Source organism: Sulfitobacter indolifex, assembly GCF_022788655.1.
In the GTDB taxonomy this organism is placed as follows: Bacteria; Pseudomonadota; Alphaproteobacteria; order Rhodobacterales; family Rhodobacteraceae; genus Sulfitobacter; species Sulfitobacter indolifex.
In genome coordinates, this window is sequence record NZ_CP084952.1 from 158,787 (window position 1) to 177,034 (window position 18,248).

General features: G+C 54.7%; 19 protein-coding genes. 7 read left to right on the top strand and 12 right to left on the bottom strand.

The window, feature by feature from the left end:
- Window positions 1-45: 45 nt before the first annotated feature.
- The gene (locus DSM14862_RS16770; RefSeq protein ID WP_243254400.1) at window positions 46-321 is read left to right on the top strand and encodes a hypothetical protein; all 276 of its coding nucleotides are present in this window, start codon (window positions 46-48) and stop codon (window positions 319-321) included.
- A 61-nt stretch (window positions 322-382) separates the two neighbouring features.
- Here the strand turns inward: DSM14862_RS16770 and DSM14862_RS16775 are convergent, their stop codons facing one another.
- Together DSM14862_RS16775 and DSM14862_RS16780 are read right to left on the bottom strand one after the other, a co-directional pair.
- Complete coding sequence (locus DSM14862_RS16775) at window positions 383-1,225, bottom strand: c-type cytochrome (protein ID WP_007121361.1); 843 nt, start codon at window positions 1,223-1,225, stop codon at window positions 383-385.
- Window positions 1,226-1,414: 189 nt separating this feature from the next.
- The gene (locus DSM14862_RS16780) at window positions 1,415-2,686 is read right to left on the bottom strand and encodes a DUF2254 domain-containing protein (RefSeq protein ID WP_007121362.1); all 1,272 of its coding nucleotides are present in this window, start codon (window positions 2,684-2,686) and stop codon (window positions 1,415-1,417) included.
- 110 nt (window positions 2,687-2,796) lie between these two features.
- On the opposite strand from DSM14862_RS16780, the gene DSM14862_RS16785 reads away from it, so the two are divergent.
- Entirely contained in the window at window positions 2,797-3,942 is a 1,146-nt protein-coding gene (locus tag DSM14862_RS16785) for an endonuclease/exonuclease/phosphatase family protein (protein WP_131541720.1), read from the top strand.
- A 72-nt stretch (window positions 3,943-4,014) separates the two neighbouring features.
- Here DSM14862_RS16785 and DSM14862_RS16790 read toward each other — a convergent pair whose 3' ends face one another.
- On the bottom strand, window positions 4,015-5,373 hold the full coding sequence (locus tag DSM14862_RS16790; RefSeq protein ID WP_050770485.1) for a Tad domain-containing protein: 1,359 nt from the start codon (window positions 5,371-5,373) through the stop codon (window positions 4,015-4,017).
- 161 nt (window positions 5,374-5,534) lie between these two features.
- Between DSM14862_RS16790 and DSM14862_RS16795 the strand changes: the two genes are divergently transcribed.
- Entirely contained in the window at window positions 5,535-7,058 is a 1,524-nt protein-coding gene (locus tag DSM14862_RS16795; protein WP_243254402.1) for a PAS domain S-box protein, read from the top strand.
- Between the two features lie 33 nt (window positions 7,059-7,091).
- Here DSM14862_RS16795 and DSM14862_RS16800 read toward each other — a convergent pair whose 3' ends face one another.
- Genes DSM14862_RS16800 through DSM14862_RS16810 form a run of 3 tightly spaced genes read right to left on the bottom strand, consistent with a single transcriptional unit; the run spans window position 7,092 to window position 9,205 of the window.
- Complete coding sequence (locus DSM14862_RS16800; RefSeq protein ID WP_007121508.1) at window positions 7,092-7,631, bottom strand: response regulator; 540 nt, start codon at window positions 7,629-7,631, stop codon at window positions 7,092-7,094.
- 15 nt (window positions 7,632-7,646) lie between these two features.
- Window positions 7,647-8,666 (bottom strand): sensor histidine kinase, encoded by a 1,020-nt coding sequence (locus DSM14862_RS16805; protein WP_007121509.1) that lies wholly within the window; start codon window positions 8,664-8,666, stop codon window positions 7,647-7,649.
- Complete coding sequence (locus DSM14862_RS16810; protein WP_407705384.1) at window positions 8,663-9,205, bottom strand: methanogen output domain 1-containing protein; 543 nt, start codon at window positions 9,203-9,205, stop codon at window positions 8,663-8,665. The genes DSM14862_RS16805 and DSM14862_RS16810 overlap by 4 nt, the downstream gene beginning before the upstream one ends.
- A 253-nt stretch (window positions 9,206-9,458) precedes the next feature.
- Here DSM14862_RS16810 and DSM14862_RS16815 point away from each other — a divergent pair, with 253 nt between their 5' ends.
- Window positions 9,459-9,839 (top strand): response regulator, encoded by a 381-nt coding sequence (locus DSM14862_RS16815; RefSeq protein WP_243254403.1) that lies wholly within the window; start codon window positions 9,459-9,461, stop codon window positions 9,837-9,839.
- A 136-nt stretch (window positions 9,840-9,975) separates the two neighbouring features.
- Here DSM14862_RS16815 and DSM14862_RS16820 read toward each other — a convergent pair whose 3' ends face one another.
- Window positions 9,976-10,821, bottom strand: a complete 846-nt coding sequence (locus DSM14862_RS16820) for a universal stress protein (protein WP_243254404.1) — start codon at window positions 10,819-10,821, stop codon at window positions 9,976-9,978.
- Between the two features lie 1,287 nt (window positions 10,822-12,108).
- Here DSM14862_RS16820 and DSM14862_RS16825 point away from each other — a divergent pair.
- Both DSM14862_RS16825 and DSM14862_RS16830 read left to right on the top strand, forming a co-directional pair.
- Entirely contained in the window at window positions 12,109-12,276 is a 168-nt protein-coding gene (locus DSM14862_RS16825; protein WP_165481300.1) for a hypothetical protein, read from the top strand.
- A 174-nt stretch (window positions 12,277-12,450) separates the two neighbouring features.
- Window positions 12,451-13,059, top strand: a complete 609-nt coding sequence (locus DSM14862_RS16830; protein ID WP_007121241.1) for an exopolysaccharide biosynthesis protein — start codon at window positions 12,451-12,453, stop codon at window positions 13,057-13,059.
- 254 nt (window positions 13,060-13,313) lie between these two features.
- On the opposite strand, the gene DSM14862_RS16835 is transcribed toward DSM14862_RS16830, so the two are convergent.
- The 4 genes from DSM14862_RS16835 to DSM14862_RS16850 all read right to left on the bottom strand — a co-directional run bounded on the left by DSM14862_RS16835 (window position 13,314) and on the right by DSM14862_RS16850 (window position 16,993).
- Window positions 13,314-13,802: a VOC family protein gene (locus DSM14862_RS16835; RefSeq protein ID WP_007121242.1), complete on the bottom strand. Its 489-nt coding sequence runs from the start codon at window positions 13,800-13,802 to the stop codon at window positions 13,314-13,316.
- Window positions 13,803-13,830: 28 nt separating this feature from the next.
- The gene (locus DSM14862_RS16840; RefSeq protein WP_243254405.1) at window positions 13,831-14,196 is read right to left on the bottom strand and encodes a DUF1428 domain-containing protein; all 366 of its coding nucleotides are present in this window, start codon (window positions 14,194-14,196) and stop codon (window positions 13,831-13,833) included.
- 148 nt (window positions 14,197-14,344) lie between these two features.
- A complete protein-coding gene (locus tag DSM14862_RS16845; protein WP_007121244.1) occupies window positions 14,345-14,662 on the bottom strand; it encodes a hypothetical protein in 318 nt (105 codons plus the stop codon).
- A gap of 516 nt (window positions 14,663-15,178) precedes the next feature.
- Window positions 15,179-16,993, bottom strand: coding sequence for a DUF4214 domain-containing protein (locus tag DSM14862_RS16850; RefSeq protein WP_007121246.1), 1,815 nt, complete (start codon window positions 16,991-16,993; stop codon window positions 15,179-15,181).
- 306 nt (window positions 16,994-17,299) lie between these two features.
- On the opposite strand from DSM14862_RS16850, the gene DSM14862_RS16855 reads away from it, so the two are divergent.
- Window positions 17,300-17,608, top strand: a complete 309-nt coding sequence (locus DSM14862_RS16855) for a helix-turn-helix domain-containing protein (RefSeq protein ID WP_007121247.1) — start codon at window positions 17,300-17,302, stop codon at window positions 17,606-17,608.
- Between the two features lie 383 nt (window positions 17,609-17,991).
- Here the strand turns inward: DSM14862_RS16855 and DSM14862_RS16860 are convergent, their stop codons facing one another.
- Window positions 17,992-18,201, bottom strand: coding sequence for a DUF6447 family protein (locus tag DSM14862_RS16860; protein ID WP_243254406.1), 210 nt, complete (start codon window positions 18,199-18,201; stop codon window positions 17,992-17,994).
- Window positions 18,202-18,248: the final 47 nt, after the last annotated feature.

Genomic DNA, 18,248 nt, shown 5'->3' on the forward strand with positions numbered 1-18,248 from the left:
ATCAGCAGCTGATTTAAAGTCCTTATTCTATTAGAGGAACGTTCAATGAATTGGTCCCCTCAAAAATGTCCTGGCTATAATAACGCATCAGATTCAATCATCTCTCCTGAACAATGGAGTGAAACTGAAGGGGAGGGGGCGCTCATCGAAGGCATAGATGCGGGACGTTTGCTGATCTGGCCTTCAGGCGGCACCCCTCTGGAGGGGCGTACAAAGCCAATGTCATTTGACGCCCGCGCCTTATATGCGCTGCTCGCCACTTATTTTAGCCATCAAGATTACTACCCGGATGAGCGCAAAGAACATCCGACAAAAAAATGATGTGACGCTCCAGTTGATTTCCCAAATCGTCTAATCGTTTCCCTCTGCGTGATCTCATGACCTATGTTGGGTCAGGCAGGGCGGGCAGCTGCCGCAGATAAAGGAGGATAGCATCAAGATCCTCGGGGCTGATCTGGCTGTAATAGCCATACCCCATCGGCGGCATCATCTTTACCCCATCAGGGCGCACACCGCGCGTAATCATCTGTTTGAGCTCTGCGTCGGTCCAAGCGGCAAGGCCATCCTCCGCATGGGACGTCAGGTTTGCTGAGACAGAGCTTCCCCAGGGACCATGGAACTCAAATCCCCCTGCGCCGAGCTGATTGACCCAATCGGGGCCCATTGGGCCCATCGGGCTGTGGCATTCAATGCAATGGGCAACCGGGCCGGCAAGATACTCACCATATGCTACCGTGACGCCTTCCTCGGGGTGGGGAACCGTGCCCACGGGTGGCCCATATGCGGGGGGCAGGGGAAAGCTGTAGACGCTGTCGCCTGGGTCATTCTCGACAGCCGGCACGGTCCGGAGATATTGGACAATAGAATAGACGTCGTCGTCCGATAGTCGGCTGTAGAGTGCGATGGGCATGGGAGGGCCGATGACCCGAGAACCGCCGGGAGTTACCCCCTCGCGGATGGCGCGGGCAAGGTCTTCATCGGTCCATTCTGCGACGCGTCCGCCTGGCGTGATGTTGGGGGCGATGGCGGTAAAGTCTGGCGTCTTCTCCACAAGACGCCCTGCGAGTTGCATCTCCGCGACAGGACCCTCAGGCCCGATGGGCGTATGACAATTTCCGCAAGCTGCTGGCCCCTCAACAAGGTATTTGCCTCGTTCCAAGCTCGGCTCGGCAAGTGCCGCTGTCCCGCAGACAAGTGCAAGCCATGAGAATTTCCCCAAATACATGTTTGGTTCCCCCTCTGATCCCATAAGGATCGCAGATTTGGGCGAGTCGCCAAAGAACTTTCGCGCGGGGCCTATTTCTCGGGGGCGCCAATGTTAGACTCTGCGCCGGTTGAGCTAGGGCTCCAGACCCGCTTTATACGCCATGCTCAATCGAGAGAGGCCGTCTGTGATGGCGCTGCGGGTCTGGACTTAATGGAGCTTGAGCTTGGACACGGCGTCATGCGCGCGGCGCACCCGCGCTAGATCATGGGGAAACGACAACTCCCGCTCCGCTCGTTCCAAGGCGAGCTTGGCCTGCACTTGAGCGGCTTGTCGGATGCCCGCCTCTGGTAGCTGCGCCAACAAGGCGAGCGATCTTTGTATCCAGATACCAACTTCTACCGACCCCACGCCATCTTTGCTGATTGCGCCATAAGCGTCTTCGAGAAGATCACCGGGCTCAAGCGGAGGCACAAACACCCGCTCGAGTTGGGGGCGCTGTGCGTCTTCACCCTCTTGCTTTACAGTCCAATCGCGGAGGATACGCGACAGGCGCACGACAATTTCAATTGCCGTTCCTGGATCATTAATGCCGGGCGACAGGGCGCGAGACCCGATCTCTGACATGACAATTAGGCCAAAGCGGGGGTCGTTGGTATAGGTGCGGCGCTCAGCCAAGACGAAGGCACTCAGCGGTATGTCCAGATCTAGCACAGTCTTCTCTGTGCGTGTCACGACTGTCGCAAGTGGGCGCTTAGGGTCGACAAAGGCACCGGGCAGGCTTCTGACGTAGATCATCGCGTTATTTTCTCCTGCCCAGTCGTCAAGCCGGCCTGTGTCGATGTGCTGGATGAACCCAAGCTCATCAGAGTAGATATCCACGCCATTCTCGGGGAAATTGATGACCGGTCTGCCGCCGAGAGGTGCTGAGGCGTGGAAATGATCAAAAGCCTCTCGTGTCGCGGCGTCGACTTTTTCGATCGTGTTTCCAATGCGGCCGAGCCGGGCAATGTTGTCGACCCAACGTACGAAGGTGAGGATCACCCAGGCAAATATCGCGATGGTAAACAAAAAGAGCGCAAAGCGCCCCGCCACGCCGAAAAAGCCGACTTTGACGGCGATGATGCCGACGATGCTGAAGATGAAGGCACCGATGAAGCTCGACAAAGCCTCTTGAGACACGCCATCTGCAACGATCAGCGCAAAAGCACGCGGTGTCGCACTGCCCCCGGCGGAGGCATAGGCAGAGACCATGGAGGCCACAGCAAAAGTAGCCACGCCAAGCATGCTGGCTGAGATCACCGTCAGCAGCTTCTCTACCGTCTCAATGCTGATGTCGGGCACCAGATCCTGCAGCGGCAGCTGGTCGGCAAGATGTGCGACATAGACGATCAGAACTGCGAGCACCGCATTGCGCAGGGGCCTGATCCAAAGCTTTTCGCTGAGATTTCGGATGGTGAACTTCAACCGGCTGCGGATCATAGGTTTCTTCCCTTTGCTCGCTGCATGCTCATGCCGCAATGCGTTCAGACGCAAGCATAAACTGCTGAAGTCTAATTTCAGCACAGGCTGCGGCTGCGGAGGGCCGTCCCTTGCCGCGTGATGGTTTCGATGTATCTGTTCAAGCACAATGGGGAAGGAATTTTGATGTGAGACCTCTTTACTGGGTCATTTCCGGCATCTTCGTCGTGTTGACGATCTTTCCCCTTATTCGCAGCGCCCGATGGTGGGTGCGGGCGGCTGATTTTCCCCGTCTACAGATCGCCACGGCGCTGGCGTCTCTGCTTGCGAGCTACATTTTATTTATTGACATCAATGACCTGTGGGACGTCCTTTACCTAATTTTTATGGTGCCCGCTCTGGGTCTCCAACTCGTTCGGATCTTTCCCTACACAATGATTGCCCCGAACCAAGTCAGGAAGACCTCCTCATACCGGCGCGCAGATAGCATCAAGGTCATGATTTCGAACGTGCTGATGGAAAACCGCCGGGCGACAGATCTTCTCCAGGTGGTGCGTGAGGTCGATCCAGACCTGCTGCTTGTGGTTGAGACAGACGACTGGTGGCACCAAAAGCTCGTCCCGCTTGATGAGCTGTTCCCCTATCGGATCAAGCGCCCTCAGGACAATTACTACGGCATGGAATTGTTCTCAAAGTTCGAGCTTGAAGCAGATGACGTGCGATTTCTTCTGTCGGACAAAATCCCTTCGATCCGCACCGGCGTGCTTTTACCTTCGGGCGTCTGGATCGAATTTTTTGGGGTCCATCCGCGCCCGCCCGATCCCGATCACGACAGCGAAGGGCGCGATGGCGAGCTTTTGTTGGTTGCTAAAGAAATGCGGCGCTCAAAGCGCGCCGCGATTGTAGCAGGGGATTTGAACGACGTGGCCTGGTCACATACCACGCGGCTCTTCCAGCGTATGAGTGGCGCTCTGGACCCGCGCCGCGGCCGGGGCATGTTCAATTCCTTTCACGCCGGTCATCAGCTGTTGCGATGGCCGCTGGACCATATTTTTCATGATACCTCCTTCACGCTGGTAGAACTGCGCCGTCTTCCTAATATTGGCTCCGATCACTTCCCGGTCTTTGCGGAGCTTCAATACGAGCCATCTGCGGAGGCGAAACAAGACGCCCCAAAAGCTGACCATGAAGATCGAGAAGAAGCCGCAGAGATGATCCAAGAAGCGCGCGAGGGAGGTGCGGACAAAAACTTGGGCTCTCCCACATATGAGCTGTAATGCCGCCGCTTCGGCTTTGGGACAATCAACAATAAAGGGCCTGGTTGAATCCCCATCGGCGAAAACGACGCTTTATTTCACCACCCGAAAGTATGGCGCGCGATAGGCGTTCTCCATACCAGAATTGCTACAGTACCCCATGTCCATATTGCTCGTACCGATTATCCGACCATTAGAGACAAGGGACGCCCCATTTACCCCTCCGGCATTTGCAGAAAACTGGATATCTCCCAATGCTAATATCTGCCCGTTGTGGAGACTTAGTGAAGATGCAGCCTTGAAACCTCCTAGGGTCATCAGGGTCGCCCCACCACCATCCGCGCAATGGTCGTTACGTCCAATCTGTAAACCTTGAGGAGAATTAAATGATGTCGTCGCTTTATTAGTTGTCGCTATGACGGCGTCCTCAAAGACGACCCCATTTGCAAACTTGAGTTCGCAGTTGGTAACAAATACGATTTGTTGATACAATCCTGCATCCATCGTCATCTTTCCTGACCCTGGACACGACATTCGGTTCACGGCGTTTCGCATAAAGTGATACGGGCTCAGAGATTGCGCATTTCCCTTAGGCTCTTGTTCACCAGGTGGTAATCCTGGGTACTCTTTTAGATCTACCTCGTGATAGTAGTTGGAACTTACATATTGAGGAAGATGTTCAGCCTCGGCGTTCCAGAAGCTGTCAATAATTTCCGGTAGCTGATTAAGGAGCCTGAGGCGATATTTTCCGTCGCGGAGGGCAGTTTGAAGTCCATCGTTCTTTTCAAAGCCGGACGCTGGTATATTGATGTCTTCGATGTTGGGCATCGAAACCACTGTTCCAGCTTCGAAGTAATTGCCTTGGTTCATACTCACATATTCGTTCGAGTGAATGCAAAACCCGCTTGTAAAGCTGTTGTTAGACCGAACGTCTACTGTTCCTTCAGCGACCATACCTTCGGTAAAACAGCCCGGAAAATAGGTCGAATAAACAGACTCTACCGCAATATCAAAGGTATCCCGGCCTATTAAACCTAATAGAAGATTGCGGGAAGCATTATTCCGTTCTTCTTTCATCATTGCATATACGCGAACTGCAGAATCTGAGTCTGAATCCTCTCGAAAAGTTAGCTCACTCTTATCCCATTCCCCAAAGCTGACATCTGTCGTCAGAAGCGCGGAGCTTCCGAATTTGTTCATAGAAAGCATGCCACTGACGGTTTCCACGGCTTTGGTTGCAGCAGCCTCCGACCCGTCCTTTTCACGAGTGTATAGGGCGGCATGAGCTGCGCTATCGGCTGCTGCTTGCAACCGTGTCCGCTCGGAAATGACCTTATTTGAATCCACAGCAAGTCCGCCAAGAACAAGTGCAGTCAAAAACATGAAGAGAGAAAGAAGCGTAATTGCACCTTCTTCGTCACGCAGCCAATTGAACCTTAATCCGCAGTCCATTTTCTTAGAACTCCACGACATGCTGAGCGGTGACACGAATTGTTACAGCATTGAAGGCGCTTCGAACCATGTTCAAGGTCATGCCATGCGCCATTTGGCAGCTCTCTCGACTGATCTACAGTTCTTGCCTAAGATACTGATAGGGGGAGAAAGATGCGGGCATGGAGAATTTAGAGCTTCTGCTGAGCCGGGCGCTGGATGCAGTCATAGGCATGAGCTCAGAGGGGCGCGTAACGGCTTGGAATGGCGCGGCCGAAGAACTCTTTGGTTGGTCCAAGGAGGAGGCCTTGTGCGCGGTCTTAGGTGAATTGATTGTGCCGGCTCAACATCGTGAACACCACGCGCGCGGTCTTGAGCATTACAACCGCACAGGCGAAGGCCCCGTTCTTGAGAGACGTATCAAAATTACGGCCCTGCACCGGACAGGCGTCGAGTTTCCGGTCGAGTTGTCGATCTTCGCGATCAACCACTCCGACCAGCAACATAGTTTTTACGCCTTTGTGCGCGATCGATCTATTGAGGAAGCGGCGCATCGCGAACAAGAGCTGCGCGCGCGAGAAGCGACGGCTGTCATGAATATGGGCCAAAAGCTGATCGAAGATGTGCCCCTTGATGACTTCATCCAGTTCTGTCTCGACGAGGTATGCGATATTGCCAGCATGGATGCGGGGCATCTCTATGTTGTACGGGGCGAAGGCCGCGCTCAGATCTTGGAGCCTTCGGGGATTTGGTGCCTGCGCGATGAACGGTATCGGCCGGTTGTAGAGGTCACCTCCCGCCTCCAGTTCAAACCGGGGCAAGGGCTTCCGGGCCGGGCCTGGCAATCAGGCGGGTTGGAGGCGCTCGAAAACCTGATTGATGACTGCAAATTCTTGCGCCGCGAGATTTTTACTGAGGTGGGGTTAACGCGCGGTGTGGCACTTGCGGTGCCACATGGGGGCAATGTTCATGCGGTGCTTGAGTTTTTCGGCACAGATAGCTCCAGAATGGACCCGGAGATCCTGCGTTTGGTGAAAACTGTTGGCAGCCAAGTGGGTGCCGCCATACGCCGCAAGCAAGGGGCTGAGAGCCGTGAGACTTTGCGCACCGAAATGGTGCATAGGGTCAGCAACAGCTTGTCCGTTTTATCCTCGATCTACCGCCAATGTTCTCGTCAGGCGCAGTCGATCCAGGAGCTGGATGACATGTTTTTGGGTCGCATCATTGCCATAGGGCGTGCGAATAAGACGTCGATCGTAGAGGCTGAACGTGGTGTTTTGCTCCCTGACCTGATCAAGGACTCTCTCACCATGCTGCCGGATCACAACAATATCGCCATCGACGCAACCCCCATCGTGATCTGCAGAGAGGCGGTGATGCCTTTATCTTTGATCCTGCATGAGCTTGGCACCAACGCCTTAAAATATGGCGGCTTGGGAGAGGGCGATCGCTTGCACATCCAAGTGTCCAACGCAGATGCGCCTGATGCTCTCCGCCTAGACTGGCGGGAGCATCGCCGGGAACCGCTCGCAGCGCCTCCCGAGCAGCCGGAGCGGCGAGGATTTGGGAGCCGGCTTATTCAAACAATGGTTGAAGGGCGTCTTGGAGGGCGTTTTGAGCGCCGGCTGGATGAGACCGGTTTCCACTTTAGCGCCCATTTTTCCAAAGATCGGCTGGAGGCATCAGACGCAGAGTTTGGCCGTTAACGCCATCTAGGGAATGGTTGACGTCGCTTTTCTTCACAAGGTTTCACGCACCCGGACGAGCGCCTCTTTAAGCTCACCTGTTCGGATCGGTTTTTGGATCCATCCGAAGGGCTGTGCGGATTGAGCGCGCAGCTTCAGATCGTCGCTGCCATAGGCTGATATGAAGATCGCGCGGATGCCGATCGCCTCATGGATTTCCAATGCCGCACTGACCCCATCCCGATCCCCTTTCAGGTTGATGTCCATGGTGATACAATCTGGCCGGTGTAATTTAGCATAGTCGACGGCCTCCTGAGCCGACATGACAGTCCCCACCACCTCCGCGCCGAAGTCTTCGAGTATCATCTCGATTTCCATCGCAATGATTGCCTCGTCCTCGACGATAAGCACACGCAGCGGCTGAGGCAGTGCAATGACGTCGTTCTGCAGAGCATTCTGGGTTTCTCCCGCTGCCGCGGTCTCGGGCCCTCCCGCAAGCGCAGGGTGCGCCGCCCCATTTTCGGGGGAGGTGGCCACACTGTGCCATTCACTTGTTACCCCCCGGCTTTCGCGCTCATGTTCCTGTGCTCTCATGCTCTTATGCTTTCTTCACTCTGGGTTTATCTCGAATTGCACCGAGCACTTGCCTGTCCCTACTTTTGCAATCTGGAGCATCCCACCAATTTGTCGACACAAACTGCGTACCAGTTTGAGCCCAGAGGTGCGTGTAAGGGCGGTTTCATCGAACCCCATGCCTTCATCAAGCACGTCCAAGACCAGGTCTTCCCCGGAGCCGTGGAAGCGCACACTCACTTGTCCACTGCCATATTTGAACGCGTTTGTAATAAGCTCATTGGCGATCAGTGCAAGATTATGGGCCGCGTCTGTCGGGAGCTGCACCTCCTCAATGGACAGACTTAACCGCTCTGACGCCCCAAAGCTTTCAGCGGCCCCGCGCGCCACCTCGTCGAGGAAACTGCGCGATGAGATCGCACGCGCGCTGCTGCTTTGATAGATTGCTTCTTGGCTTGCGCCCATCGCACGCAGCCGGTTTGCGGCCACTGACATGAACTCAGCAACCTCGGGCGTGTTGCGGCCCGCAGCGGCAAAGTTCATCAAAGAGAGCATCTGCTGAATATTGTTTTTCACGCGATGCTGCAGCTCTTGCACCAGCACGCGTTTGTCTTCCAACGTCTCTGCCAATAATGCATTCTCTTTAAGCCGATTGTGCAACTGGCGGTCGATTTCTTGAATTCTGCGGTTGAGAATGCTGAAACGATCCAGCTCGGCAGGCATCAACCGGACGATCAAAAGCGTGCCTTCCTGCTCTGGGCGTGGGACTCGTGCTGCCAAGGCGCGAAACCGTTCGACCTCGTCCCCCTGCTGGAGCTCCAAAGCGCCAATATAAGAAGATGTGCTCCTGCTTGCATGTCGCAAGAAAGCCGCCACGTCAGGCTTGGGATCATGACATATGTCAAACAGGTTTGGCGCGTTGCCCAGTGCCGAGAAAAGCCTGTGGGCCGCCGCGTTTGCCTCATGCACATGACCGTCGAGGCCCGCCAGTATGGCAGGCTCCGGCAGAAACTCCAGAGGGAAGCAGCCGAGTTTCGAGCCGTTTTTGGAGATCATTGCTCGATCCGGAAATATTCGCGTGCGTTTGCTTCGACATGGTCGCTTGGCCGCAGATAGACGACCACCCGACAGCCAGGGTGACCTTGAGCGATCGCTTCTTCAATCTCCACGCGGGCATAGCCCAGGTTCTGGGCGGCAATCGACCCAAACACATTGGACGTCATCATGCACAAAGAAGGGCGTCCTTCCACAAACTTACCAAAGGGGCAGGCGCGGTTGCCAAGGACAATCCGATCCTCGCGCTCCTCAATGACATAGAAGTCCCCGTTTATTCTGCGCTTGAGGTCCACCAGCACGTCTCGAACTTGATCTTTCGACAGCCGATCGACGGCAAGAGCCTTGCGGTAGGAGCTATCGATCTGTTCACCGATCGCTCCGCCGACCACGCTGATGTAGCCAGAGGCTTCTGAAAGCCCGACCACATTTTCGAGGGTTCCAGAGAGTTCTCGTAGCAAAGAGCGTAGAAAGACATCTCGCTCAAGATCCACGTCTGCGTCTGCAATGGAACGGCCGTCAGTCATTGTGTCGCGGGTCATACCCATCGTCAGCCTCCTCTGATGCCCTCATCAATACATTTTTAAGGACCGATTTTCCCATCTACGTACCCTCTGATGAAGCGTCGGAAGGCGGGGCGGTATCATGGGTCTTTATCAAGCGGGATGTCATTCTGAGCTGCCCCGAGCAATTGGGCTCCTGCGATCTGACGCCGCGGGCGCCTTTATATCTGGTGGTGGTTTTTTAACGCGCTTGGTACATCTGGTAAGTAAAATCTCAACACTGGAATGCTTCATGATCAAATTGCTGCATGTCGATGATGAAAGTGACATACTTGAGATTGCGAAAATATCTCTCGAAATGCACGGCAGTATTGAAGTGACACCTTGCATTTCCGGTGAAGAGGCCTTGCGTATTGTGGAGCACTTTACCCCTGATATTATCCTTTTGGACTATATGATGCCCTATCTGACGGGGCCAGAAACCTTGCAAGCGCTTCGCAAGGTGCCGGCCATAGCGGAAGTGCCTGTGGCCTTTATGACGGCACGGGCACATGCCGAAGAGCATAAAGAACTTTGGAGCCTTGGGGCTTTGGATGTTATCAAGAAACCCTTCGACCCGCTGACCCTGGCACAGAGAATTGAAGCGGCAGTGGCCAAGTCGGTTGAGAGCTGACGAAAACGCGGATGTTGGCGCCCATCCCCCGCCCACTCCTTAGGTGGCGCAGCCCCACCGCCATGGGCCTCTGGCGCCGAGTATCTTGAGATAACCGGGTTCCTGGCCAACTGCGCAGCTCGCATAATTCAGGCCGCTAGTGCGCGAAAAACACCGGCAGGTCCCTTTGCTCAATCATATGCCGCGTTGTGCCCCCCAAGACGGTCTGGACGATCCGTGCATGACCATATGCCCCCATGACGATCAGGTCGGCTCCCACCTCCCTGGCGCGGTCTTCGATGCACTGAGGGATCGGGCGCCCCCCGCTCGGGGTTTGCGATAGGGTAACCGTACAGCCGTGATGGCTTAGCCACTTGGCAATATCTGCACCTGGTTCTTGTCCGTCACGTGTGTCAGCGACACAGGGGTCGATGCAGCCGATCACGACCTCTTCAGCCTCTTGGAGATAGCAAAGCGCGCTGTGCACGGCAGAGGCGGCTGCTTTGCTGCTATCCCAAGCCACAAATATGCGGGAGTATATGCATTTCCCTTTGGTATTTATGTGGAAACCGATGGGGGAGTCGTAAAGGATCGCCGAGGCCGCCTCATAGAGATGGCTCTCATGGTGTCGCATGTTGTCAGCCAAGAATGCCTCATCAGAAACCTTGGCACAGCGTGCAACGTGCCCTTTTACCTCCGCGGAAGAGACCAGAGCCCCAAGCACCTCACCAGAAGCTTTGGCGTTCGCTAGGATTTGCTCGCGCTCTTGGACAGATGCCTTAAGGGTCGCCCGCGCTCTGCTGACTGTTTCGGGCCAGTCGGTTGGAACCGTCATGGCACCGTATGCAGTAAGCCCATATATTTGCATGGGAAGGCTAGGGGCGGGGTCTATCACAAGGCACAGCAGATGGATGTTGTCGCGGAGAGAATTTTCCGCGAATTGGGTCAGCCACGCCATCGAAGTGCTCGAGTTCATGATCAACAAAACCGTACGGTTCTTCATCTCTGCCCCCCTTCAGTGGCGCGCCTGCGCCAATGGTTTCCCCCATAGTATATAGCAAAAGACCCGTTGCGCCGGGAAAAAGGGGCCATTCCCGTTTCGCGCGCTGGATAACGCGTCATAGCAAATGCATTTATAACATCAGGTCGCAACGATGGGCATGGTTGCGTCACAGAAGAGCGCGGCCGTTCTTCGGGCAGCGGCATTCTTGTAATTGGCTGCAATCCATCAATCGGCTTGAACTAGATTTAACTGCCACTGATTGGGTGTGGTCCTGGACCACTCGTGTGAAGCCGCGCAGTGAATACCGCCCAGGTCGCTGCCGACGAATGCTTGACCTCATCGTGTAGGTTGCTGCAGTTCCGAAGAGGAAGTGTCTGAATGTTCTACATCAGCCTTAAGTCACAGGGCCCGGCATCTGGATGCATTATAATCTGATCTTGCAGCTCGTTAAACGTTAGATGCTTAAGGCTGTGAGGGTGTTTTCTGAGATAACGTGCAGCGCGCTGCCTCAGTTTCTCACTCTCAAACTTGGCAATGGTCCTGACGGCAGCACAATCCATTCTAGTTCCTCCGGCCATTCTGGCTCCTCCCGGGTGCTCTGATTTCGATCCTCATCAAACAGGGCTTATCTGACACAACGCCAAAGAAGAGATCAGGTTCCTCAGAATGAGGGAGAGGGTCGACCCAATGGGGCGCAACCAGGCGCTATCCTTTTCGAAGTGGGCGGTCTCCTATTGTGCGCTTAGCGGATCAAAAAAATTACTGGCAGCGATTGGGGCATCACAATAGTCACCGGCCTCCCTCCGTATAAACATTAAGTATCAGTGATAAATACTTAAAAATAATAAATAATATCCGCTTGATTGGCTCGAGAGACTTGGGACAATGCGTCTCGGCGCGGGAAAAAGTCTAAAATCAATATCGAGTGCGGCAATTACAGCAAGCAAGAGGCTCAGCCACGGCTCATGTGCGGCGGTTTCAATGTGCAAGCCCTGTCGCGGGTTGGGCTCCGCAAGGCGGCGAAGGCGTCAGGTCGTGATGTTGCAGCTTTCTTTGAAGGCATAAGCGGGTAGGGGCCATGCTTTCGGCATCTCGCAGATGCCTGCCAGTGACAGCTGTTGTCAGACCTCGCGCGGGATCCGCAATTATATTTCATATGAGCTGCGTGTACCCTCTTGCGCGTGAGCGGGCCCGTATCGATATCAACCTTTGCCGCATGCTCTCAGAAGACGGATGGCATTACGTGGCCCCTCGCGCTCGGCGACCTCCGAGCAGGAACACCTCTAAATGCAAACCGAGCATTTACCTGATCTGGACCCTGGCCCGAATGATGTTGGTTCAAAAAGCTTGGCTGGGAAGAACCCCGCCGAATTCAGAGCCGTTTTATACAGCTGGGCGGTGATGCTTGCAGTGCTCACTGCGATCTATGGTATCGGTTACTGCTTTTCTCCTTGATCCATCTTAATCTCAGGGACGCCTTCGGCGGCATCCGTGACGGCTGCGCGCTGGAAGCCTAAGTTTTTAAAGGAGACCTCTCGGCAGGGCCGGCCTTCACCTTAGCGCCAAATCCAGCTCTCCCGAGCACACGTCAGACAGCGCCGCTTGCAAAAGAAGGGCTCACCCTCTCAAATGACCCTGTCACATGCCGACCCTCAGGACAGGCTTTCATCTGTTCTCCAAGACCTCAGGAAGGGCTGGCGCGGGCCCATATCGCTGAATGAGCTGATCGCCTCTTTAGGTGTTCGAAGCTTTGCGCCTTTGCTTATCGTCTTTGCGCTGCCGAACCTGTTTTTCTTTGTGCCTGGGGCTTCCGTGATCATCGGCCCGCCGCTCATGTTTGTTGCCGCCCAACTTGTGCTCGGACGCCCCTCGGTTTGGCTGCCGATGACCTTGGGCAAACGGTCCATCGACCCTCAGGTGTTTGAGCGGCTTATGGCCCGTGTTTTGCCTTGGGTCGAATGGGTGGAGCGATTGGCCCGCCCGCGCTATTGGGTCTTGTCTCAGAAAGCGGCCGAGCGAACGGTCGGGGTCGGCTGCCTTATCATGTCGGTTTTCGTATTACTGCCCATTCCATTCGCCAATGCCTTGCCGGCTCTCTCGGTCATTATGCTGGCTTTTAGCCTGGGCGAACGCGATGGCCTTTGGCTTCTCGGCGGCGGGCTCATCGGGTTCGTTTCGATTGCATTGGTCTTTGCTATCTTTGCGGCAGGCGCCTTTACCGTACTCAGCTTTTCTTAAAGCGTCACAGTGTTTGCAGAAGACCCACACGTCTTGGGCCAAGGGACAGTCCCGCGGTGCTAGAAAAAACTATGCCCAACCAGATGTGTTGCATAGGCGAGCTAACGACGCGGTGCGTCCCGCTTGGAGACAAGAACGCCCGCGCAGAGTGTTGCGAGTGCGTTGATGCCTGTGTCCACTCAGCTCAGCGAAGTCGGCATTCTCAGTAAGGTTTTGTGCACGATACCCCCTTTGGCCGGGCAGCTTGGTCGAACTCAGGGCGCAGCGCGAAGGGCGGCTTCAATCGCAGCGATGTCGATCTTTTTCATCTTCATCATGGCCGCTTGGGCACGTGCCGAGGCCGCGCAGTCTGGGTCCGAAAGCGCTTCCATAAGCACGCGTGGCGTAATCTGCCACCGATAACCCCAACGGTCCTTGCACCAGCCGCACATGATTTCCGCGCCCCCATTGCCGACGATTGCGGCCCAAAGCCGGTCTGTCTCCGCTTGGTCCTCAGTGTAGACCTGCAACGAGTAGGCGTCATTCGGCTGCACCTGCGGCCCCGCGTTGAGAAGCGCATAGGGCAGGCCAAGGAGGGTCATCTCAACCACTTGAACCGTGCCCGCGGGGATGCCAGGAACGCCCTCGGGCACACGGGTGATATTTTCTATTTCAGTGTCGGGAAAGGTAGCGGCATAGAACTCCGCAGCCTGTTCGGCCTCGGTATCGAACCAGAGGAAAATAGCGGCCCTGCGTTTGGCCATCGGCATTCTCCTTGCGGCGGGTGGCGGATCATTTGGCGGAGTTTGTGCTGGCTTCGAAGACGGGGTTGAAGCCGCCCCAAACCATCCGCTTGCCATCGAAAGGCATGGAAAGCTCCTGCCAGCGGGGGTCCGCTTCCATAGAGGCCCCACAGCGGTCATGGCTCTCCTGGTCTGGCCAGACGATCCACGAAAAGCAAACGCTCTCGCCCTCTTCCAAGGCCACAGCGCGCTTGAAATCTGTTCGCGTGCCGTCGGGGATTTGGTCGCCCCAGCATTCGATGGTCGACAGCGCGCCGTAGTCGCGGAAAAGCGGCCAGGCTTTGCGGGCGCTTTCGATATAGGCCTCACGATTTCCATCGGGAACGGGGGTGAGGAAGCCAGCTACGTAGGTCATGACAGGTCTCCTGTTTTGCGCCTTAGTCCAATTCCGCGTTGGAAGTCGGCTCCGGGCTTTGGGGCTCCGCGATACGCGGTTCAGGCCGCGTCGTGGACAGATGTTATCCAGCATTAACCGAACACCGCATGGGCCATGCCGGCCGCCTTCAACGAGACGCGCCGAATAACCCCTTGGTACGGATAAATGTATCGTCTCCTACATCGACAAGACCGTACGCCTCCGTCAGAAGAGATTGAGCTTCAGCTACAGAAACATCGCTGACCGTATGAGTGCCTCCCCGCGGGAAGTGCAGGGTGTTCCCTTCCAGCATATAACCGACTTCATAGAACCCACATTGACTGAAGAAGCGGTGTTGCATTTGGCCCTGCTTCGCAACTGGTTCGACCTGTTCATAGGTGCAGGCGGCAGAGGCTGTGCCGGCCCATCCAACAGCCATGAAAGTAGCGAGCAAGATGTGTCTCATGGGGGGATCCTATGCATAATTCAGAGTGCTATTTTGATTATAACCTTGGTCCGGCGACACGCCTATCAGCCCGTTATTCGTCAGCGAGATTTGACTTACACAAAGAGCTCTCAATGCTGTGGCGGTTCCCAGGCCATGCATATACCCCTCCAACGCAAAAGGCCTCCACCGTTTCCAGCAGAGGCCCATCATCAGTTGAGGCACTAATGAGATTTACGCCACCAGCTTACTGCCGTGGTTCGATCTTGGCCAGCTTTTCTTGCACAGCCCGTGCATAGGCATTGCTTGTTGTTTGAGCGGTGGCTTTTTGAACAAGGCGCTGAAGCCCCACATCCACAGCTCGAATGTCGCCCAGTTGGCTCTCTTGGCTTTATCCGTTAAGCTGTCCTGTCTTAGGATTGACCATCAATATCAATCTCTTGGCCGGCATCCACCTCTGCTTTTCTTACATAGGTAAAGGCCCCGCAATCATAAGATAGCGGGACCCTAATTTTTGATCAGTCTCTTGCGAGGTGATTAGGTGATCAAGTTGCTCGCGTCGAAGTCGTTCACGGAGAAGCCGACCAGTTCGATCAGGCCGTCGTCGTCGCTAAAGGTGCTGTCGGTATCAAAATCGTGGAGGACGTAAGCATTCCCACCGTAGTTGAACGTTGTAAAAGTGTTAACACCGTCCATGTAGCTTGCCGCGAGTACAACTGCATCGAACAGGCTGGCCTCACTGGCGATGGCTGCAATTTCCACATTACTCAACGTCTCGCGACCCGAAGAGAAGGCCGTTATATCAAGGACGTCGTCGTCAGCGTTGAAGTCTGAGACAGTCGTGAGACCGTTTAGGAACTCAGCCTCACTGGCATCGCCGATGTTGTTTCCGTACTCGCTTTCAATCATATCAGAGCCAGCACCAAGGGTAATCTCCAGGCGCGTATTGATCGACGCACCGCCGTTATCGTCATCAATAGTTACTGTGTCGTTACCAGCACCCAAATCGATAGTTACGACATCGGCGTCACTATAAAAGCGGCCGACATTAAGCACACTGTCATCACCAGACCCAGTGGAGATACTCGATACGACGTTTGAAGGGACAGCGAAGTTCATAGACAAGTCGCCAGTGGAGCCGGAACCATTGACAGTTTCCAGTTCCAGCCCGTTGGAACCAGTGACGGTTAGGGTGGTGTTGCTTTCCAGCGAAAGGTTCAGAGCAGTTACAGCATCTGCGCCGGCGCCATCAGCCCCCAGATCTACAGTGAGGGTGGCAGCAGCAGCGTCGATCGAACCCGCAACATTCACAGTCTCGATGTCGTCACCGTCAATATCCAATGTGCCACCGCTGACAACGTTGTCGAGAGCAACTGTGGCAGTTGTCACGTCATCATCGTAGGTAATGGTATCGTTTACCGCAGTATCGCGAAAGCCAGCAGCCTGACCGTCTATGAGGCCGCTGATATCACCAGCATTGTCGATCTGCCAAATCTGCGAAGCGCCAACAAAAACGGCAGCATTAATAGTGCCGCTACCACTATCGCGTGCAAGATTGATGGTTTCGATGTTCTTGATCGACACGCCACCAGGAACGGTAAGGGTCCCGTCAACGATCATTTCCAGCGTATCATTGCCAGCGCCCCCGTCGAGTTTGTCGAAAGCTGTCAATGTGGTGGCCGCCGTACCGTCGTTTTCTACAGCCTGGAATGTATCCGCGTTGGCTGTACCAACGAAATTGTCAGTGCCTGCAGTAAGCGTGAAGGTTTCGCCTACAGCACCCCCTGGCAATGTGCCGGTAGCAATATATGCGTCGGTGGCGGCTTTTGCGGCGTCTACAGTTGCTTGGTCTTCTGTGACGCCGTTGACGACAGCAACAGCAGCAGCCCTCGCGTCGGCATCAAATTCAAAGCCGGCGACGTTCCCCGTTTTCAGAGCAAAATCCAAACCGACTTCGACTTTGTTGTCGAGAACGGATTTGTCGAATGTACCTGCGGTTGCATCATCACGTGCGCCCATGATGATCGCTTCGATCATATCGGCCACGGAAACGCTACCGTTTTCCAGAACGCCAGTCCAGAATTCCAGACCTTCATCGTCAGGTGTGCGGCCGAACAGGTTTGCGTAAATGTTTGTAATGAACGCAGCAGGTGAAGAAACGCCCGGCGTGCTCAGGTAGGGGTAGAGTGCCACGGCTTCGGGGGACGCGGCGAAGTCAGCTGCAATGGTGTTGAATTCACGACCATTGTCGATTTGCTCAATCCAGAACTGAAGACCTGCTGGATCGGGAGCGCGATCAAAGTACCCTACATAGAGGGCCGTAATTGCATTGATTTGGGTAGAAGTTGCCATGACTTTAATTCCTGCGTTGTGAGGGTTCATGTATTTTCACGAGTAACCGCGAGGCAAAAATCTTCCAAATAAGGCGTTGTGGCCAGATCGCGGAATGATCGCATTTAACATAATGCCAGATTCGCCGTTGCCGAGCAAGCTTTATGTCCAGTAAAAACTATACCAACTTCTTGCATATGATGTTATGGATGTGGCCAGGTACAGATCCAACCAAATATCACTTTGACAGTTTCTATCTTAACTGCAGCAAACTTGGTTTAGCCCCTATATAGGCGGGGCTTTGCCGCGAACAGAAAGCTCCGTAGTATGACACATGACAAGATCACCCCTGCTGTCTCGCACGACAAAGATGCACGTGTTGAGTTGGGAAGCTGGCTGAGATCACTGCGCGAAGCGCAGGGCCTGTCGCAACGCCAGCTCGCGGACATGCTTGACCTAGATTACTACACCTTTATCTCGCAACTCGAGACCGGCCGCGGCAAAATCCCAAGTGCGCGGTACCGCGATTGGGCAAAAGCCCTTGAGCAAGAACCCAAAGCTTTCATGACCATTCTGTTGCGCTATTATGAGCCGGAAGCCTATGAGATGCTTTTTGGCGACGCGCAAAAAGCCTAAGAGTTCGATCTGCCAGCCGTAAATCGTGCTTTGAGATACTTTCGCAAAGCAGGGCGCGGGGCGGGCTAGGTTTGCGATCCTCTAATTGCGATCTCGGGGCAAACCCATATACGGTATTCATGCCCCTGGCGGCACTTGCTCTCGCTGTCGTCCACAGAATGACCCATTCCGTGTAGGCGTCAAACCATACAGCGCATCTTCCAGTGTTTTTTTGGGGGGGCTACCTGAGCGCGACCAGCGCTCTGTATAATTCCAGAACATCTTGGAATCGCCCCTTACGAAGTTAGGCCAAACCATAGCTGCTCCAAAGCAAAAAGACCTCCACCGTTTCCAGCAGAGGCCTTCTAGCAGGTAAACCAGGCAACTAGGTCTACAGTTGTGATTTACTGTTGTGGCTCAACTTTAGCCAGCTCTTCTTGCAAAGCCCGCGCATAAGCATTCCGGGCTGTTTGAGCGATAGCTTTTTGTTGTTCAAGTCGCTTCAGTTCAACATCTACAGCACGAATGTTACCAAGTTGGCTCTTGGCTTCATCCGACAGGCTGTCGATTAAATAAGATTTACCGTCGATGTCGATTGTTTGGCCGTTTGCCATTTTGCACTCCTTACATAGGGAAAAGGCCCCGCCATCATAAGATAGCG

Bases quoted from the DNA above. Each gene is read 5' to 3' on its own strand.
- DSM14862_RS16770 (WP_243254400.1), top strand. From the start codon at position 46: ATGAATTGGTCCCCTCAAAAATGTCCTGGCTATAATAACGCATCAGAT.
- DSM14862_RS16775 (WP_007121361.1), bottom strand. From the start codon at position 1,225: ATGTATTTGGGGAAATTCTCATGGCTTGCACTTGTCTGCGGGACAGCG.
- DSM14862_RS16780 (WP_007121362.1), bottom strand. From the start codon at position 2,686: ATGATCCGCAGCCGGTTGAAGTTCACCATCCGAAATCTCAGCGAAAAG.
- DSM14862_RS16790 (WP_050770485.1), bottom strand. From the start codon at position 5,373: ATGGACTGCGGATTAAGGTTCAATTGGCTGCGTGACGAAGAAGGTGCA.
- DSM14862_RS16795 (WP_243254402.1), top strand. From the start codon at position 5,535: ATGGAGAATTTAGAGCTTCTGCTGAGCCGGGCGCTGGATGCAGTCATA.
- DSM14862_RS16800 (WP_007121508.1), bottom strand. From the start codon at position 7,631: ATGAGAGCACAGGAACATGAGCGCGAAAGCCGGGGGGTAACAAGTGAA.
- DSM14862_RS16805 (WP_007121509.1), bottom strand. From the start codon at position 8,666: ATGATCTCCAAAAACGGCTCGAAACTCGGCTGCTTCCCTCTGGAGTTT.
- DSM14862_RS16810 (WP_407705384.1), bottom strand. From the start codon at position 9,205: ATGACCCGCGACACAATGACTGACGGCCGTTCCATTGCAGACGCAGAC.
- DSM14862_RS16815 (WP_243254403.1), top strand. From the start codon at position 9,459: ATGATCAAATTGCTGCATGTCGATGATGAAAGTGACATACTTGAGATT.
- DSM14862_RS16820 (WP_243254404.1), bottom strand. From the start codon at position 10,821: ATGAAGAACCGTACGGTTTTGTTGATCATGAACTCGAGCACTTCGATG.
- DSM14862_RS16825 (WP_165481300.1), top strand. From the start codon at position 12,109: ATGCAAACCGAGCATTTACCTGATCTGGACCCTGGCCCGAATGATGTT.
- DSM14862_RS16830 (WP_007121241.1), top strand. From the start codon at position 12,451: ATGACCCTGTCACATGCCGACCCTCAGGACAGGCTTTCATCTGTTCTC.
- DSM14862_RS16835 (WP_007121242.1), bottom strand. From the start codon at position 13,802: ATGGCCAAACGCAGGGCCGCTATTTTCCTCTGGTTCGATACCGAGGCC.
- DSM14862_RS16840 (WP_243254405.1), bottom strand. From the start codon at position 14,196: ATGACCTACGTAGCTGGCTTCCTCACCCCCGTTCCCGATGGAAATCGT.
- DSM14862_RS16845 (WP_007121244.1), bottom strand. From the start codon at position 14,662: ATGAGACACATCTTGCTCGCTACTTTCATGGCTGTTGGATGGGCCGGC.
- DSM14862_RS16850 (WP_007121246.1), bottom strand. From the start codon at position 16,993: ATGGCAACTTCTACCCAAATCAATGCAATTACGGCCCTCTATGTAGGG.
- DSM14862_RS16855 (WP_007121247.1), top strand. From the start codon at position 17,300: ATGACACATGACAAGATCACCCCTGCTGTCTCGCACGACAAAGATGCA.
- DSM14862_RS16860 (WP_243254406.1), bottom strand. From the start codon at position 18,201: ATGGCAAACGGCCAAACAATCGACATCGACGGTAAATCTTATTTAATC.